12 protein-coding genes are annotated in these 16,259 nt (G+C 75.8%); 4 read left to right on the forward strand and 8 right to left on the reverse strand.

Going from position 1 to position 16,259, the window contains the following annotated elements; translation table 11 throughout:
* Positions 1-9 precede the first annotated feature (9 nt).
* On the forward strand, positions 10-1,644 hold the full coding sequence (locus ABTZ91_RS03350) for an amidohydrolase (protein ID WP_352075414.1): 1,635 nt from the start codon (positions 10-12) through the stop codon (positions 1,642-1,644).
* 221 nt (positions 1,645-1,865) lie between these two features.
* Here the strand turns inward: ABTZ91_RS03350 and abc-f are convergent, their stop codons facing one another.
* On the reverse strand, positions 1,866-3,500 hold the full coding sequence (gene abc-f, locus ABTZ91_RS03355) for a ribosomal protection-like ABC-F family protein (RefSeq protein ID WP_352075415.1): 1,635 nt from the start codon (positions 3,498-3,500) through the stop codon (positions 1,866-1,868).
* A gap of 427 nt (positions 3,501-3,927) precedes the next feature.
* Complete coding sequence (locus ABTZ91_RS03360) at positions 3,928-4,581, reverse strand: class I SAM-dependent methyltransferase (protein ID WP_352075416.1); 654 nt, start codon at positions 4,579-4,581, stop codon at positions 3,928-3,930.
* Positions 4,582-4,906: 325 nt separating this feature from the next.
* Here ABTZ91_RS03360 and ABTZ91_RS03365 point away from each other — a divergent pair, with 325 nt between their 5' ends.
* Positions 4,907-6,985: a SpoIIE family protein phosphatase gene (locus ABTZ91_RS03365; protein ID WP_352075417.1), complete on the forward strand. Its 2,079-nt coding sequence runs from the start codon at positions 4,907-4,909 to the stop codon at positions 6,983-6,985.
* 121 nt (positions 6,986-7,106) lie between these two features.
* Here ABTZ91_RS03365 and ABTZ91_RS03370 read toward each other — a convergent pair whose 3' ends face one another.
* The 4 genes from ABTZ91_RS03370 to ABTZ91_RS03385 all read right to left on the reverse strand — a co-directional run bounded on the left by ABTZ91_RS03370 (position 7,107) and on the right by ABTZ91_RS03385 (position 9,694).
* Complete coding sequence (locus tag ABTZ91_RS03370) at positions 7,107-7,559, reverse strand: SRPBCC family protein (RefSeq protein ID WP_352075418.1); 453 nt, start codon at positions 7,557-7,559, stop codon at positions 7,107-7,109.
* A gap of 70 nt (positions 7,560-7,629) precedes the next feature.
* Positions 7,630-8,256: a DinB family protein gene (locus ABTZ91_RS03375; protein ID WP_352075419.1), complete on the reverse strand. Its 627-nt coding sequence runs from the start codon at positions 8,254-8,256 to the stop codon at positions 7,630-7,632.
* A 247-nt stretch (positions 8,257-8,503) separates the two neighbouring features.
* Positions 8,504-9,190 (reverse strand): HAD family phosphatase, encoded by a 687-nt coding sequence (locus ABTZ91_RS03380; RefSeq protein ID WP_352075420.1) that lies wholly within the window; start codon positions 9,188-9,190, stop codon positions 8,504-8,506.
* Between the two features lie 30 nt (positions 9,191-9,220).
* A complete protein-coding gene (locus tag ABTZ91_RS03385) occupies positions 9,221-9,694 on the reverse strand; it encodes an Lrp/AsnC family transcriptional regulator (protein ID WP_352075421.1) in 474 nt (157 codons plus the stop codon).
* 244 nt (positions 9,695-9,938) lie between these two features.
* Here ABTZ91_RS03385 and ABTZ91_RS03390 point away from each other — a divergent pair, with 244 nt between their 5' ends.
* Together ABTZ91_RS03390 and ABTZ91_RS03395 are read left to right on the forward strand one after the other, a co-directional pair.
* Entirely contained in the window at positions 9,939-11,702 is a 1,764-nt protein-coding gene (locus ABTZ91_RS03390) for an FUSC family protein (RefSeq protein WP_352075422.1), read from the forward strand.
* Positions 11,703-12,913: 1,211 nt separating this feature from the next.
* Entirely contained in the window at positions 12,914-13,930 is a 1,017-nt protein-coding gene (locus tag ABTZ91_RS03395) for a lactonase family protein (protein WP_352075423.1), read from the forward strand.
* A gap of 154 nt (positions 13,931-14,084) precedes the next feature.
* On the opposite strand, the gene ABTZ91_RS03400 is transcribed toward ABTZ91_RS03395, so the two are convergent.
* Complete coding sequence (locus ABTZ91_RS03400; protein WP_352075424.1) at positions 14,085-15,002, reverse strand: hypothetical protein; 918 nt, start codon at positions 15,000-15,002, stop codon at positions 14,085-14,087.
* 98 nt (positions 15,003-15,100) lie between these two features.
* Positions 15,101-16,180 (reverse strand): N-acetylglucosamine kinase, encoded by a 1,080-nt coding sequence (locus tag ABTZ91_RS03405; protein WP_407077885.1) that lies wholly within the window; start codon positions 16,178-16,180, stop codon positions 15,101-15,103.
* Positions 16,181-16,259 lie beyond the last annotated feature (79 nt).

Raw genomic sequence — 16,259 nt, forward strand, 5'->3', positions numbered from 1 at the left:
AGTACGGACATGAGCACGGCCGACCTGGTCTTCACCGGTGGCCCCGTCTTCACCGGCGACTCCGCCCGCACCCGGGCCACCTCGCTCGCCGTCGTCGGCGAGCGGATCGCGGCCGTCGGCCACGACGAGATCCGCGACCTCATCGGCCCCCGCACGGAAGTCGTGGACCTCGCGGGCAGGTTGCTGATCCCCGGCTTCCAGGACGCCCATGTGCACGCGGTGTTCGGCGGGATGGAGCTCGCCGAGTGCGATCTGAGCGGCACCACCGGGGCAGACGACTGCCTCCGGGCCGTCGGGGAGTTCGCCGCCGCCCACCCCGAGCACGCGTGGATCACCGGCGGCGGCTGGTCCATGGAGAGCTTCGAAGGCGGCCTGCCGACCCGGCAGTTGCTCGACTCGGTCGTCGCCGACCGGCCCGTCCTCCTGGTCAACCGCGACCACCACGGCTCCTGGGCCAACTCCCTCGCCCTGGAACTCGCCGGGGTCACCGCCGACACCCCCGACCCCTCCGACGGGCGGATCGAGCGGGACGCTGACGGCGTCCCCACCGGTGTCCTCCAGGAGGGAGCGTCGGACCTCGTCTTCCGGCTCGTCCCGCCCAGCAGCGCCGCCGACCGGCTCGACGGCCTGCTGCGCGCCCAGGCCCTGCTGCACTCGCTGGGCATCACCGGCTGGCAGGACGCCCTGCTCGGCGCGTTCAGCGGCCGGCCCGACCCGTCCGACGCCTATCTGGCCGCGGCCCGCGACGGCAGCCTCACCGCCCGCGTGACCGGCGCGCTGTGGTGGGACCGGGCACGCGGCGCCGAACAGATCCCCGAACTCCTCGCGCGGCGGGAGTCGTCGACCCACGGCCGGTTCCGCGCCGGCTCGGTGAAGATCATGCAGGACGGCATCGCCGAGAACTTCACCGCCGCCATGACCAGCCCCTACCTCGACGGCTGCGGCTGCGCCACCACCAACACCGGCATGAGCTTCGTCGACCCCGTCGCCCTGCGCGGCCACGTCACCGCGCTCGACGCCCTCGACTTCCAGGTGCACTTCCACGCGCTCGGCGACCGGGCGGTACGGGAGGCCCTGGACGCCGTCGAGGCGGCCGTCGCCGCCAACGGCCACCGCGGCAACCGCCACCACCTCGCCCACCTCCAGGTCGTGCACCCCGACGACATCCCCCGCTTCGCCCGGCTCGGGGCGCTCGCCAACATCCAACCCCTGTGGGCCGCGCACGAACCTCAGATGGACGAGCTCACCATCCCCTTCCTCGGACCCGAACGGGCCGCCTGGCAGTACCCGTTCGGCGACCTCGTACGGGCCGGGGCCACCCTTGTCGCCGGCAGCGACTGGCCGGTCAGCAGCCCCGACCCCCTCGCCGGCCTCCACGTCGCCGTCAACCGCGCCGAGCCGGGCGCCACCGACGGGCGGATCTTCCTCCCCGAACAGCGCCTCGACCTCACCACCGCCCTCGCCGCCTACACGGCCGGCTCCGCCCACGCGAACGGCCACGACGACGCGGGCAGCCTGCGCCCCGGCCACCTCGCGGACCTCGTGGTCCTGGACCGGGACATCCTCACCGCCCCGCCGGAGCAGATCGCCGAGGCCCGCGTGGAACAGACCTTCGTCGGCGGCACGCGCGTGTACGGCGCCTGAGCGCGCGTCGGCCGGGCTCGTGTCGGCCCGGCTCGTGTCGGCCGGGTTTGAGCCCGCCGAGCGTCCGCCGGTCTCGCGTCCGTGGGTCCACGTCCACCGGGCCCGCGTCCGCCGGTCTCGCGTCCGTGGGTCCACGTCCACCGGGCCCGCGCCCGCCGGGCTCGCGTCCGCCGGGTCCTGGCCGGCCGGGGGGCACCATGTGCGCGGTGAGCGCTGCCCGGTCAGCGGGCCGCCACCGGACGGCCCGCGCGGAGCTCCAGGCGCCTGCCGCCGAAAGACGCGCGGAAGCGCTCGTCGTGGGAGACCGCGACCACCGCGCCCGCGAAGCCGGCCAGTGCCGCCTCCAGTTCCTCGACCAGGGACAGCGCCAGATGGTTGGTCGGCTCGTCGAGGACCAGCAGGTCGACCGGACGGGTCACCAGACGGGCCAGCTCCAGTCGCCGGCGCTGCCCCACCGAGAGGGCGCGCACCGGGACGGTGAGGTCCTCCTCGCGGAACAGCCCGAGGGCGAGCAGCTCTTCCGCGTGCTCCTCGGGCGGTCCGGGCCGGCCCTGGGCGTAGGCGGTGAGCAGCGGCTCGGGCGCGGCCACGGCGGGCAGCTCCTGGGCCAGATGCCCGACCCGGGCCGGCAGCCGGACCGTACCGGTGTCGGGGGCGAGCTCACCGGCGAGCACCCTCAGCAGCGTGGTCTTCCCCGCGCCGTTGGGCCCGGAGACGAGAAGACGGTCGCCGGGGCCGAGGCTCAGCCCGTCCACGGCCAGCCGGTCGCCGACCGTGATCCCGCTGAGCTCGGCGGCAGCGAGGGCGGGGTCCGGCTCCGCGTCCCCGGCGAACCGGGCCTGGAAGCACAGGGGTTCGGGCGGTGGCGGTACGGGACGGTCCCGCAGCTCCTCCAGCCGGGTGCGGGCCGCCCTGACCTGCCCGGAGAGCTTGTTCTCGCTGGAGCGCCGGTGCTTGCCGAAGCCCTGTCGCGGGTCCCGCCCGGTGGCGGCGAGCCGCTGCCCGGCCCTGGCCACCAGCTCCTCGGTGCGGGCCAGTTCGTCCCGCCACTCCTGGTGCTCCTGCGCCTGCCGGCGGCGCGCCGCGGCCTTGGCCGTACGGTATCCGGCCCAGCCGTCGCCGTAACGGGCGACACCGCGGGTGTCCCGGTCCACCTCCAGGATGGTGGTGGCCGTCGCCTCCAGGAAGTCCCGGTCGTGGGTGACCGCGACGACGGTGCCGCGGTGGGCGCGCAGCCGCTCCCGGAGCCAGCGGACGGCCTCGCGGTCGAGGTGGTTGGTCGGCTCGTCGAGCAGCAACAGCTCGGCGCCGGAGGCGAGGACGCAGGCCAGCGCCAGCCGGGACTGCTCGCCTCCTGAGAGACTGCCGATGCGCCGGTCGTACGCCACATGCGCCAGGCCGAGCCCGTGGAGCGCGGCCGCCACCTCGGCATCGGCCCGGTAGCCGCCCCGCTCCTCGAAGCGTTCGAGCAGCGCCCCGTACGCGGCCAGCTCCTCGGGCCCGGCCTCGGCCAGCCGCTCCTCCGCGGCGCGCAACTCCACCTCCATGGCGCGGAGTTCCGCAAGCGCGGCGTCCACGGTGTCCTGGACGGTGTCCTCCGGACCGACGGCGAAGGTGTCGGCGAGCGTCTGGGCGAGCCTGGCGACGGCCCCGGGGAACCGGACGGTGATCTCACCGCCGTCCGGTGCCTCCACTCCCGCGATCAGCCGCAGCAGCGTGGACTTCCCGGAGCCGTTCTCCCCGACGACGGCGGCCCGCTCCCCGGGCCGGACGGTGAAGGAGACCCGGTCGAGGACCTGACGGTCGCCGTAGGATTTGGAAACATGGTGCAGCGTGAGCTGGGCGCGGTCGCGCATGGTGGGGTCCCCTGGAGGTGGGTTCGTCTGATCCGGTCGATGCGCCGCGACGGGCGCGCGGACGGACAACGCCGACCTGCCGAGGCGCGGACGCGCGTCAGCGGCTCAGGCCCTGTCCGGGGCCGGAATCAGAGAAAGAAGTAGTACGAACCCATACGTCTGACTGTAACAAGGGACGGCACGCGGTGCCGGGGATTTTTCGAGGCGCGCGGGGGGCTGGGGGATCGGGACTCGCGGCTCGGGGGCGTGGGTCACGGTCACCTGGGCGCAGGTGCCGCGGGCCGTGCCCGCGGCGTTTCCGTGCCCTGGCCGCGCGCCGGGGGAGTGGGCCTGCCGCACCGGAGCTCGTGGCGTTCTGGCGGCGCCGTCGGCGCCGGTGCGGCTCGCGGGGAGGTGGGGGAGCTGCACGGCTGCCGGCCGCGACCCCTCAGCGCGCCGCGGGGACCGTCATCGTCACCCGCCACAGCCGCCGCGGCAGGGCGCCCTCCTCGAAGGCGTGGACCTCCCGCAGCTCCCAGTCCTCGGCGAGGCGGTCGACCAGGGCGCGCGGGAAGAAGTGGACCGCGAAGCCGCCGTGCTCGTAGATGTCGTCGCCGTGCGCGAGGCCCGCCCCGTAGTGGGCGTCGCCGGTGTGGCGCACCGTGTAGACGAAGGTGCCGCCCGGACGCAGCGTCCGGCGGACCTCGGTGACGAGCTCTTCGATCCGCCCCGTCGACAGGTCCATGCACAGCAGCATGTGCGCGAACACCGCGTCCGCGGACCCGGCCCGGAAGGGCAGCGGCTCCCGTACGTCCACCACGGCCGTGCCGACCCTCGCCGCGAGCCCCTCGGTCTCGGCGTTCTCGGCGAGTCGGCCGAGGCCCTCCGCACTGAAGTCGGTGGCCAGCACCGAGAAGCCGCGGCGGGCGAACCACAGCGCGTCCCGTCCGTGCCCCGCCCCCAGCTCCACCACGTCCCGCACCCCGGCCCGCGCGAAGACGTCCGCGGCGTACCGTGCCGGGGCCGAGGGCTCGGCCCCGTACATCTCCGGGTGCTCCTGGTACGTGCGCTCCCAGTGCTCGCGCTGCTCGTCCTCGGCCATGACCGGTGGCCCTCCCGCCGTCCGTGATCCGACCGGCAGGTTAACCGGCCCGCCGACGGGCGAGCGCAGCCGGACAGGGCGCGGCCCCTGTCGTGGCCGGCGCAGCCCTTGTCGCGGCCGGCCCGGAGCTCACGCGGCCGGCCCGGAGCCCGCGCGCGCCGGCGCGAACCATGTCGCGGCCGCCCCCGAGCCCGCGCGGCCGGCCCCGAGCCCGCGCGCCCGGCCGATCCGTACAGCGCCTGCCTCTGGTGTCTCGGATAGGGTGATTCGGTAGAGATCGCGGGATGACGCCCCATGGGGCCCGGCCGATGCGTAGGTCGATGCGTTGGACACTCACCAGTCGCCGAGCGGGGTTCCGCGGCCGCCGCGGGCGGCCGTCGGTTACGCGGGCGTGCTCAACGACCTGCTGCCCATCGCGCTGTGGCGCGAGGACGCGCGCGGCCGGATCGTCGAGTGGTCACTGGCCGCGCAGGACCTGCTCGGCTACGGCCCCGAGGACGTCATCGGCCGGCTCGCCACCCCGCTCCTCGTGCCCGACGGCAACCGCGAGCTCGCCGACCGGCTGACCCGCCAGGTCCAGGCCGGCGAGACCGTCGTCGGCACCCTCCCCGTACGGCACCGTGACGGCCACCAGGTCGCCATGGAGATGTGGATCGTGCCCGCCGCCGACCCGGACGGACGGCCCGGCGCCATGCTGATCGCCTTCGAGACCTCCCAGGTCCTCAAGATGCGCGACTCCCTCGCCGCCCTCGAATCGCTGTTCACCCAGTCGCCCATCGGCCTCGCCACCCTCGGCCCCGACCTGCGGTTCGTCCGCGTCAACGACGCCCTCGCCCGGATGAACGGCGTCCCGCCCGCCGACCACGTCGGCCGCCGGCTCACCGAGGTCGTGCCCGGCGTCAACGCCGGCGCGCTCGAAGCGCTGATGCGTCGGGTCCTCGACACCGGCACCGCCGTCGTGGACGCCCGCAGAGCCGGCCGCACCCCGGCCGACCCCGACCACGACCACATCTGGTCCAACTCCTACGCCCCGCTCCTCGACCACGCCGGCCGCCCCCTCGGCATCATCGCCTCCCTCATCGACATCACCGAGAGCCAGCAGGCCCACATCGAGGTCGAACGCGCCCGCCACCGCTTCGCCCTGCTCGCCGAGGCCGGGGAACGCATCGGCACCACCCTCGACCTGCGGCAGACCGCGGAGGAGGTCGTCTCCTTCCTCGTCCCCCAGCTGGCCGACTCCGCCGACGTCCAGCTCCTCGAAGCCGTCCTCGACCCCGACGAGTCCACCGCCGCCACCCGCGGGGTCCTGCGCCGGCTCGCCGCCGGTTTCCCCGACCCGACCGCGCCCACCGCCCTCCTCGCCGTCGGCCAGACCTTCCAGATCCCGCTCGACTCCGTCTACGAGGAGGTCATCACCGCGGCCCGCGCCATGGACCTCACCCACGCCGACATCCCCGCCCTCATCAAGGACCCGCGGCTCGAAGCCCTGCGCCGCTATCTCGCCACCCGCATCGGTTCCGCCCGGCTGATTCCGCTGGTCGCGCGCGGCAAGGTGCTCGGCACCGTGTCCGTGACCCGGCTCCGCACCCGTGAACCCTTCGACGACGAGGACCGGGTCCTCATGGACGAGGTGGTGGCCCGCGCCGCCCTCAACATCGACAACGCCCGCCTCTACACCACCCAGCGCCAGGCCGCCCTCACCCTCCAGCGCAGCCTGACCAACAACGCCCTGCCCGACGTGCCCGACCTGGAGCTCACCGGCCGCTACCTCCCGGCCAGCGACCACGACGTCGGCGGCGACTGGTTCGACGTGGTCGCCCTGCCCGACGGCCGCACCGGCCTCGTCATCGGCGACGTCATGGGCCACGGGATCCACGCGGCCGCCGTCATGGGCCAGCTGCGCACCGCCGTACGCACCCTGGCCCGCCACGACATCCCGCCCGCGCGCATGCTGACCTCCCTGGACGCCGTCATCGCCGACCTGGGCGAGGACGAGATGGCCACCTGTGTGTACGCGGTCCACGACCCGGCCAGCGCCGTGTGGACCATCGCGCGGGCCGGCCACCCGCCGCCCGCCGTGGTCACCCCGGACGGCGCCGTCACCTTCCTGAACGGCCCGCCCGGCACCCCGCTCGGCACGGGCGCCCACGAGGTCGGCACCGAGGAGGTCGCCCTGCCCGCGGGCAGCCTGCTCGTCCTCTACACGGACGGCCTCATCGAGGCCCGTGACCGGGACCTGGACCAGGGCATGACCCGGCTCGCCCGGTCGCTGCGGCACATGGACCGGCCCCTGGACGAGCTGTGCGACGAGGTGCTGGCCGGCCTGCCCGAGGGGCCGGCACAGGACGACGTGGCGATGCTGATCGCCCGTACGAAGCGGGGCCGGCCGGCGACGCGGGGCTGAACCACGCGGCGGGACCTGCCTACGACGCCGGGCTGCACCACGCGGCGGGACCGACCGGCGGCGCGGCGCTGAGCCGCGCGGTGGGACACACCGACCGCGCGGCGCAACAGGCGGCGGGACGTCAGGCCCGGGCGCCGCGCTCCAGGATCTCCTTCAGCTTCCGCTCGTCCCGCGGCATCTCCTTGCGGACCTGCCGCTTCACGACGAGCGGGACGAGGGCCTTGCCGATGCCGTGGCCCTCGAAGTCGACGGAGAGCGTCACCCGTGAGCGCCGCCCCTGGTCGAGCGGCTCGACGGTGCCCCGGACGTCGGGACGCACCGGGCCGTCCACGCCGTGGACGTGCCAACTGCGCGGCGGATCCAGCTCGGTGAGTTCCACGTTCATGTCGACGTCACGGCGGCCCATGTGCCGGGTGACGGTGACCTGCCGGCCGGGCCTGCCGGGCACGCCGCCGGCCTGGCGTACCCGTACCGCGCTCTCCTGCCACTCGGGCAGGTGCGAGGGGTCGGTCACGTACGCGAACACCTCTTCGGGGGGACGGGAGATGTCGACGGAGGCGTTGATCCTGGACATGTCGCCTCCTTGCCTGCGCGAGGAACGGATCTGTTCCCATCGTCCCACGCGTCACCGGCGCGGCACAGGCTCAGCGACCGCCGCCGCCTGCCCGGTACAGATCCCGGAGCAGGGCGATCTCCGCGCCGTGATGCAGGAGTTCCTGGTTCATCCACCAGACGATGTCCAGGAACGGGTCCTCGGCGTCGCTACCGTGCGGATAGGTGCTGTGCCCGATCCTGTCCAGGTCGGCGTCGGTCGCCGAGAGCAGCGCCTTCCGCCAGCCCTCGGTGGCCGCCTCGAAGTCGGCGACGGCCGCGGCCGCGTCGCCGCGACTGCGGAAGTCGTCCCTGGTCAGGCTGTGGCTGCCGATCGTGTGGTCGGTGCGCAGCGCGAACATCTCGGTGAGGTGGCTGAGCCGCCACGCGAGCGTGGTGAAGGGCGCCGGCTCGGGGTGGGGTGCCGGGGCGGTGTCCCGGCCCCACGCCCCCGTGCCCGCCAGCTCGGTGGCGCGCGGCCCCGGACCGTCCGCGCGGCGGCGCACCGACCAGCAGCCCGCGACCGGCTCCCACAGGTACTCGTCGTCGGTGATCGGCCCCACGGTGACGTCCGTCCCGTTGCCGCTGTCCATCACCGGGCCCGTGAGCCGGGCGACGAGCCGCTCGCGGGCGAAGTCGAACTGCTCCAGGAGGGGGACGAGGCGGGGCGGGATCGTCATCGAACGCTCCAGGGGAGAGGGGCATCTGCGCCCCGCACCCTGACACAGAAGGCCCACCCCGGCCACACCTTTTCGGCGCGACGCCGTCCGGCGGTCGGCGGCGCTGAGGGAGCCGGCGCGGAGGGAGCCAGCGAGCGCCGCCCCCTCAGCCTCCCGCCCCAGCCACCGAGCGCCGCCCCCTCTGCCTCCCGCCGGCCGGCGAGCGCCGCCCCTTCTGCCTCCCCCCGGCCGGCGAGCGCCGCCCCTCTCAGCCTCCCGCCAGCCACCGCAGCGCCGCCTGTGCCGTGAAATCAGCCTGGCCACGGCGGAAGACCCGGTCGGCGCCGGCGAACGCGGGATCGTCCGCCGTCCCCGCCACGTACGGCAGGGCCAGGCACCGCATGCCCGCCGCTCGCGCGGCCGCCGCGCCCGGCGGCGCGTCCTCCAGGACCACGCACCGCTCCGGTACGGCCCCGAGCCGGCGGGCCGCCTCCAGGAACACGTCCGGCGCCGGCTTGCCGCGCGGCACCTCCTCGGCCGACACCAGGGTGGTCAGATACGCGTCGAGACCGGTTCCGGCGAGCACCGCTTCGATGGCCGGGCGCGAGGAACCCGAGGCCACCGCCATCGGCACCCCGTCCGCGTACAGCCGCTCCACGAACTTCCGCATCTCCGGGAAGACGGGTGTCGAGGCGCGCGCCAGCTCCAGATAGTGGCCGTTGGTGGCCGCGAGGAGCCCGTCGAGCGGGGCGTCGACGCCATAGCGCCCGGCGAGGATCTCCAGGGACTCGCGGGTGCCGATCCCGATGAACCGGGTGTGGTGCTCCCAGCCGAAGTCCTCGCGGGTCACGCCGTACGCGCCGAGCGTGCGGAGGGTCGCCTCGTAGTAGTTGGGCTCGCTGTCCACGAGCGTGCCGTCGAGGTCGAAGATGACCGAAGTGCGCGCGGTGTCCATGCGCCCAGCCTTCCAGAGGAGGCGGCCGGATCAGAGGGCCTTTCGGCCCATGGCCTCGACCAGCGGCAGCAGCCGGTGCGGCACCCGCTCACGCAGGGCGATCTCGGTGCGGGTGCGGACCACGCCGGGCAGCTGGATCAGCCGCTGGATGACGTCCTCCAGGTGTCCCGCGTCGCGCGCCACCACCCGGGTCAGCAGGTCCCCGCCGCCCGTGATCGAGAACGCCTCCACGATCTCCGGGACGGAGGCGAGCGCGTCCCCCACCTCGTCCAGATGCCCCTGGGTCACCTCGATGTTGACGAAGGCGAGCACCGGGTGACCGAGCGCGGCGGGGGACAGGACCGGGCCGGTGGCGGTGATCACGCCGTCCCGCTCCAGCCGGTCGATCCGGGCCTGCACCGTCCCGCGGGCGACCCCGAGGATCCGCGCGTACTCCCGCACGCTGGTGCGCGGCTGCTCGATGAGCAGCCGGAGGATACGGGTGTCGAGCTCGTCCACCGCCATGGTCCGTTGGCTCCCTTCTGGCCGTACTTCCCCTGATTCCACTGTACCAATGGCTCAGCTGCCGACCCGCCGGTTGAGCCAGTGGGCGGGCGGGTGCTTTCCTTTCACAAGAGTTGGACAGATGGCGCCGCGCACGCGCCGGACCGGCGAGGTGGCCGGCCCCGGACCCGCGGCGCCTTCGTCATGTGTACGTGCGTACGTGTGAAGAGGGTGTGTGTACGGAAGCGGGGGCGGGACGACCGTCATGAAGAAGGGGAAGCAGGGCCTGGTGGTCGTGGGCAGGGTGCTGCGCAGGACGTGCGTGGCGCCCGATCCGGGCAAGGTACGGCTGCGCGTCGCGAGCCGCGCCGTCCTCGGCGTCGTTCTCGCCGCCGCCGCGGCCGAGCTCGCCGGACTCTCCCTGACCGCCTCCATCACGGCGGGCCTCGCCGCGCTGCTCGCCCTGTTCACCGTCGGCGACCCGACCGTGCGCCGCCAGGCGGTCACCACCGCCCTGCTGCCGCTCGTCGGCCTCCCCGTGCTCGCGCTCGCCACCGCCCTGCACGGCGTACCGCTGCTGCGCGACACCGTGTGGCTCCTCGTCGTCTTCGCCGGCGTGTACGCGCGCCGCTGGGGACCGCGCGGGCACGCGCTCGGCATCTTCGCCTTCATGCAGTTCTTCGTGACCCAGTTCCTGCACGCCATGCCGGCGCAACTGCCCGAGCTGTACGCCGCCGTGCTGCTCGCGCTCGCGGCGGTCGGCGCGGTGCGCTTCGTCGCCTGGTGCATCGAGCGGCGGGTGCCGCCGCCCGCCGCGCCCGCGCCGCTGCCCGGCACCGGCCTGCACCGGCCCACCACCCGGCAGGCGTTCCAGGCCACGGCGGCCTGCGCCATCGCGCTGGCCGCCGGCCAGCTCCTCTCGCAGGAGCGCTGGTACTGGGCCGTCGGCACCGCCTGGTGGATCTTCGTCAACACCGCCTCGCGCGGCGAGACGCTGGTACGGGGCTTCCGCCGGGTCGTCGGCACCGTCACCGGCATCGCCGCGGGGCTGCTCGTCGCCATCCCGCTGGGCGGCGCCCCGGCTCCCACGGCCGCCCTGGTCGCCGTCTGCGTCTTCGGCATCTTCTACACCGCGCCTCTCTCGTACAGCTGGATGATGTTCTTCGTCACCGTCATGGCGGGCCTCCTCTACGGGCTCCTCGGCGTCCTGCACCCCGGGCTGCTGCTGCTCCGCTTCGAGGAGACCGCGGTCGGCGCCCTCGGCGCGGCCGTCGGCGTCGTGCTGCTGCCGGTCACCACCCACGCGGCCACCAACGCGTGGATCCAGCGGGCCGTGACCTGCGTGCACGCCTGCACCACCGCCGCCGCCCGCCGCCTCGCGGGCGACCCGGACGCCGACCCGGCGGCACACGCCGCCGAACTCGACCTGCTCCTCGCCCGTGCCCGCCTCACCCTCGCGCCCCTCGTCCACCCGATGAGCCCGCTGCGCGCCCGCAAGGCCCGCGCCCGCCGGGTCCTCGCCCTGCTCGACGACTGCGCCCGCGAGATCCGCGGCCTCGCCGCAGTCGCCGCCGACCCCGACGCCTCCCACGACGCCCGCCTCGCGGCGGCGGCCTGGCGCGTCGAGGCGGCCGTCCACGCCCTGGTCCCGGCGGGCCCCACGACCACGACCGCGGCTCCCGACCCGGGCGTGGAGGCCGCCGTCCTCCCGCTGGCCCCGACCGGCCCCGCCACCACGACCGCGGCCTCCGACCCGGGCGTGGAGGCTGCCGTCCACGCCTCGGTCCCGGCGGGCCCGGCCACCACGACCGCGGCTTCCGACCGGAGCGCCGAGGCCGCCGTCCCCGCCCTGGCCCCGACCGACCCCACCAACACGACCACGGCCCGCCCCGCCGCCTCCGACCTGCCTCCCCACCACCCGGGCGCCGAGGCCGCGCTGGCCCACCTCCACGGCCTCGAACGCGCCCTCATGGCCCTGGCCACCCCCCTCCGCACCTCCCCCCGCTCGCCTCTGGCCCCGGCGGCCTGACCGGCTCCCTCACGGGAGCTCTGAGGGTGCGCCACCACGTGACCGGGCAGTGACCACCGGGCGCCGCGCGGCGCCGGGTACCGCTCGCGGCGGCGCGCGTTCACCCTCGCCGTCAGGGCGCAGGCAGCTGAGAGCCCGCTGCGGCCGCCGCCGGAGGCGACCCGGGCCGAGCGCCGCCCGGCGCCTGCTGGGCACCACTGGTGGGCGGCCTCAGGGCGGTTCCGGCGCTGTGGCTGCCTGCCGGCGCGCCATGATCGCGCGGGCTTCTGGGCGGGCGCAGTTGGGCTCCTTCGGCGGGTGGTGCGCTGTCCGGTGCCGGGCGGTCCCGGCGCCGCCCGTGTCCGTCGGCGTGGCGGTGGGTGCGCGCCACGCCACCCTGCGCCTGTCGGCGGTGAGGGTGGACGTGCGGAGCCGTGGGTGGTCCCGGGCGCCGCGCCGACGCGCGGGTCTCGGGGGCGGTCTTCGCCGTCGCACCCCGCGCCTGCCGGGCCGCGCGCGGCCGCGCGGGCTCTCGGTGGCTCCGGCGCCGGCCATCAGCTGCCGGTGCCCGGTGATCACACGAGCTGCGCGGTGGGCGCCGTCGGGCTCCTCCGGCAGTGGTTCCGTGCTGCCTTGCCGCTGCCGGGGCGGCGCCGGGCCGGGTTTCAGGCGGTCCGCGCGCCGCACCTCCAGAACGCCGTGCGCCCGTCGGCAGACATGAACCCGCCCGGCCGGCTCGGCCGTGGGTGGGTGGTCCCGGCGCTGCGCGAACGCGCGGGCCTCGGGTCACCCACCGCCGCCGGGCCCGACGCCGGCGCAGCCGAGCCCCTGGGCCGAGCGCCGCCCCGCACCTGCCGGGGCGAGCCTGCCCGCAGGCCCTCGGGGGCGCCGGTGCCGCTCCTTGCCCGTCGGCGCGCCGTGATCGCGCGAGCCCCGCGAGGCGTCCTCGGGTCCTTGGTGGTGGTTCTGGGCAGACCCGCCCGCCGCCGTGGCGCCGAACGCCCGGTCACATGCCCTGCCTGCCTGCCACCGCCGGCCCGCGCCCCGCCGACACGCCTCCGTCGGAGCGCCCGTCCCCTCCCCGCGCCCCGTACCCGCCCCTCTTGGTCTAGACCGGCTGCTACCGTCGCCCCGACGACGAGACGACGACGGCCGGTCCGTCAGGGCCGGCCCCTGGCAAGGGAGGCGCCGTGGGCGGCACACAGGTGGGACGGGATGGCGGGGAGCGCCCGGTGCGGGGGTTCGTCGGGTCGTTCACCGCGGCCGGCGGGCGAGGGGTGCTCGCCGTGGAGGTGGACGAGGCGAGTGGCGCGCTGACCGTCACCGGGGCGAGCGACGCCGTCGCCGATCCGTCGTTCCTCGCCCTCGACGGAGACGTGCTGTACGCCGTGTCCGAGACCGACGCCGGCGCCGTCGCGGCCTTCGACGTCACCGGGCCCGCGCCCCGGCCGCTCGGCGCGCCCGTGCCCGTGAACGCCTCCGGGCCCACCCACCTCGCCCTCGCGGCCGGGCACGTCCTCACCGCGAACTACACCTCCGGGAGCGTCACCTCCCTGCCGCGCGCCGCCGACGGCACCCTCGGGCCGGTCGCCGGGCTGGTGCGGCACGAGGGCTCGGGTCCGGTCGCCGACCGGCAGGGCGGACCGCACGCGCATCAGGTGCTGCCCGATCCGAGCGGGCGCTGGGTGCTGGCCGTGGACCTGGGCACCGACTCCGTCATGGTCACGGTCCTCGACCCGGCCACCGGCGCGCTGACCCCGCACGGCCGCAGCGCCCTGCGCCCCGGAACCGGCCCCCGACACCTCGCCTTCCATCCGGCGGGCACCCACGCCTACGTCCTGAACGAGCTCGAACCGACCCTCACCGTCTGCCGCTGGGACGCCGAGACGGGCGTGCTCACCCCCCTCGGCGAGACCCGCCTCATCCCGGAGGACACCGCGCCCGCCTATCCCTCGGAGGTCGTCGCCGCCCCCGACGGCCGCTTCCTCTGGGTCGCCGTACGCGGCACCGACACCCTCGCCGTCCTCGCCCTCGACGCGGACGGCGCCGCCGCCCGGCCGGTCGCCTCCGTCCCGTGCGGCGGCCACTGGCCCCGCGACCTGGCCCTCGGGCCCTCAGGACGGCACCTGTACGCGGCGAACGAGCGCTCCGGCGACGTCACCTGGTTCACCCTGGACCCGCAGACCGGCGTCCCCGCACGGGCCGGGTCGCTCCCGGCCCCCGCCGCCTCCTGCGTCGTCTTCGGCTGAGGGCGCCGGACGGGACACCGAACACGGGATACGGATACGGGAGGGGCCCGCGCCGGAAGCATCCGGTGCGGGCCCCTCCCGTCACGGTCGGCGAACGAGTCGGCGGACGACCTCGGCGAACCGGTGTCAGTGCACCGGCGTCAGCGCACCGGTGTCAGTGGACCGGTGAGGCCTGCTGCGGCGGGATCCCCAGCGTCGCCATGTACTGCGAGAGCACCAGCCGCCCGATCGCCGGGTACGCGCCCAGCGCCTCGGCCGCCGCGCAGCCCGCCTCCTTCGCCGCCGCGTCGAGCAGCCCCTCGGCCAGCTCGGGGCCGATCAGGTACGGGGCGAGCGCGAGCTGCTCCGAACCGGCGGCGCGCAGCTGCTCGGCGATCGACGCGATCGAACCCTCCTGGTCGAGGGCGGCCGCCATCACCGGCACCGCGAGGCGGGCCGCGAGCAGCATGCCGGTGATCCCGGCGGCCTGTACGGCCTCCTCGCCGCCGACCGTGGCCAGGATGATGCCGTCGGCGGCCGTGGCGACCGTGAACAGCCGGGCGCGGTCGGCGCGGGCCAGGCCGGCCTCGGACAGCCGCACGTGCAGGGCCTCGGCGAGCAGCGGGTGCGGGCCGAGCACATCGGTCAGCTCGGCGTTGTTGCCGGCGTCCATCACGGCCTGGCGGATCCGCCGGGTCAGGGCGCTGTCGGGGCCCGCGAGCAGCGGCACCACGACCGCCGCGGGGCCCTCGGGAGCGGCGACCTCGCGGCCGGCGGCCACGGCGATCTCGTACCGCTCCGTGCGCAGGGCGGCGACCCGGGTCAGCACGGTCGCGAGCGTCGGGTACTCGGCGTCGTCGCCGTCCAGGTAACCGATCACGGCCTCGAGGCCGGGCAGCTCCGAGCGGGCGATGCTCACGACCTCGTCGGCGAGTGAGCGTATGGCGGCCGACGGCACACCGGGGACGGCGAGAACCAGCGCGGGAGCGCCCTCGGGCGCCGCCACGGGTTCAGGGCGACGGTGCCGCCCGGACTGGCGGGGTCGCGGCATTCGTACAGGCAGCCCGGGAGTGGGCCCAGTGGGGGAGCTCATGGCGCCGCATGCTACTGGTTTTGCCCACCGCCCGGTTCGCTGAGGTGCGGCCCCGCGAGTTCTGCCCGTCTATGTCTGAAGTGGCTGGATAGGGTCGGTTATCGGGTGACTTGCAGGAGGTGCGGGTCCTCCGGCAGCCGGAGCTCGTTCCGCGCCAGCGCGGCGGCGACCGTCACGGCCCCGGACAGCGGATCGCCCGCCGCGGCGACCACGCGCGCCTCGGGCAGCAGTACGCCCAGTTCGGCGCGCAGCGGACCGAGCAACGGCTCTCCCAGCCGGAACAGCCCACCGGTCAGGGCCACTTCGCCCACGCCCGCCGGACCGGCGGGACACACGGCCGCGGCGGCCTCAGCGACATGGCCGGCGGCGCGCTCCAGGATGCCCGCGGCCACCGGGTCGCCGTCGACGGCGCAGCCGGCCACGTCCGGTGCGAACGACGCGAGGACGGCCGGCCGGTCGGTACGGAGATAGAGAGCCGCCGGCAGACCGGCCGCCGGTCCGAACCGCTCCTCGGCGCGTGCGAGGAGCGCGGCCGAGCCACCGCGCCGCCCGTCGTACGCCCGCATCGCCGCGTCGAGGCCCGCCCGGCCGATCCAGGCCCCGCTGCCGCAGTCGCCCAGGAGATGGCCCCAGCCGTCCGCCCGGCGCCAGCCGGACAGATCGGTGCCGAGGGCGATCAGGCCCGTGCCGCCCGCGACGACCGCGCCCGGACGCTGGCCGAGCGCCCCGGCGTACGCGGTGACGGCATCGGCCGCGAGCGCGAGGCGCCGCACGCCCCACGCCCGTTCGAGCGCACCCGGCAGCTCGGCCCGCAGCCGGTCGCCGAGCGTGGCCATGCCGGCCGCCCCGACGGCGACCGCGGCGATCCGCCCGTCCTTCCCGTTCCTGCCGGCCCCGGTGGCCCGCGCCACCATCGCGTCGACCGCCGGAAGCACCTGGGCCAGCAGATGTCCCGCGTCGATCCCGCCCGCGCCCGTGCGCACCGGTTCGCTCGACGCGACCGTCTCCAGCACCTGCCCACCCGGCTCCGCCTCCCCGGCGCCCGCCCGCGCGAGCGCGATCCGCAGCCCGGAGCCGCCGGAGTCCACCCCGACGACGAGACCGGCGACGGACGCGGACGCGGACACGGAGGCGGACGCAGACACGGACGGGGACGCTGACGCGCTGGATGACCTCATGGTCGACTCCCTCTCACACGGCGACGGACGTCGGCCGGAAGCCTAGGGGGTCCCTCGCGGGTCATGCCGGGCTCGCGAC

Source organism: Streptomyces sp. NPDC126499, from assembly GCF_040302485.1.
In the GTDB taxonomy this organism is placed as follows: domain Bacteria; phylum Actinomycetota; class Actinomycetes; order Streptomycetales; family Streptomycetaceae; genus Streptomyces.

Bases quoted from the DNA above. Each gene is read 5' to 3' on its own strand.
- abc-f (WP_352075415.1), bottom strand. From the start codon at position 3,500: ATGCGCGACCGCGCCCAGCTCACGCTGCACCATGTTTCCAAATCCTAC.
- ABTZ91_RS03380 (WP_352075420.1), bottom strand. From the start codon at position 9,190: ATGGACACCGCGCGCACTTCGGTCATCTTCGACCTCGACGGCACGCTC.
- ABTZ91_RS03405 (WP_407077885.1), bottom strand. From the start codon at position 16,180: ATGAGGTCATCCAGCGCGTCAGCGTCCCCGTCCGTGTCTGCGTCCGCC.
- ABTZ91_RS03400 (WP_352075424.1), bottom strand. From the start codon at position 15,002: ATGAGCTCCCCCACTGGGCCCACTCCCGGGCTGCCTGTACGAATGCCG.
- ABTZ91_RS03350 (WP_352075414.1), top strand. From the start codon at position 10: ATGAGCACGGCCGACCTGGTCTTCACCGGTGGCCCCGTCTTCACCGGC.
- ABTZ91_RS03360 (WP_352075416.1), bottom strand. From the start codon at position 4,581: ATGGCCGAGGACGAGCAGCGCGAGCACTGGGAGCGCACGTACCAGGAG.
- ABTZ91_RS03385 (WP_352075421.1), bottom strand. From the start codon at position 9,694: ATGGCGGTGGACGAGCTCGACACCCGTATCCTCCGGCTGCTCATCGAG.
- ABTZ91_RS03370 (WP_352075418.1), bottom strand. From the start codon at position 7,559: ATGTCCAGGATCAACGCCTCCGTCGACATCTCCCGTCCCCCCGAAGAG.
- ABTZ91_RS03375 (WP_352075419.1), bottom strand. From the start codon at position 8,256: ATGACGATCCCGCCCCGCCTCGTCCCCCTCCTGGAGCAGTTCGACTTC.
- ABTZ91_RS03390 (WP_352075422.1), top strand. From the start codon at position 9,939: ATGAAGAAGGGGAAGCAGGGCCTGGTGGTCGTGGGCAGGGTGCTGCGC.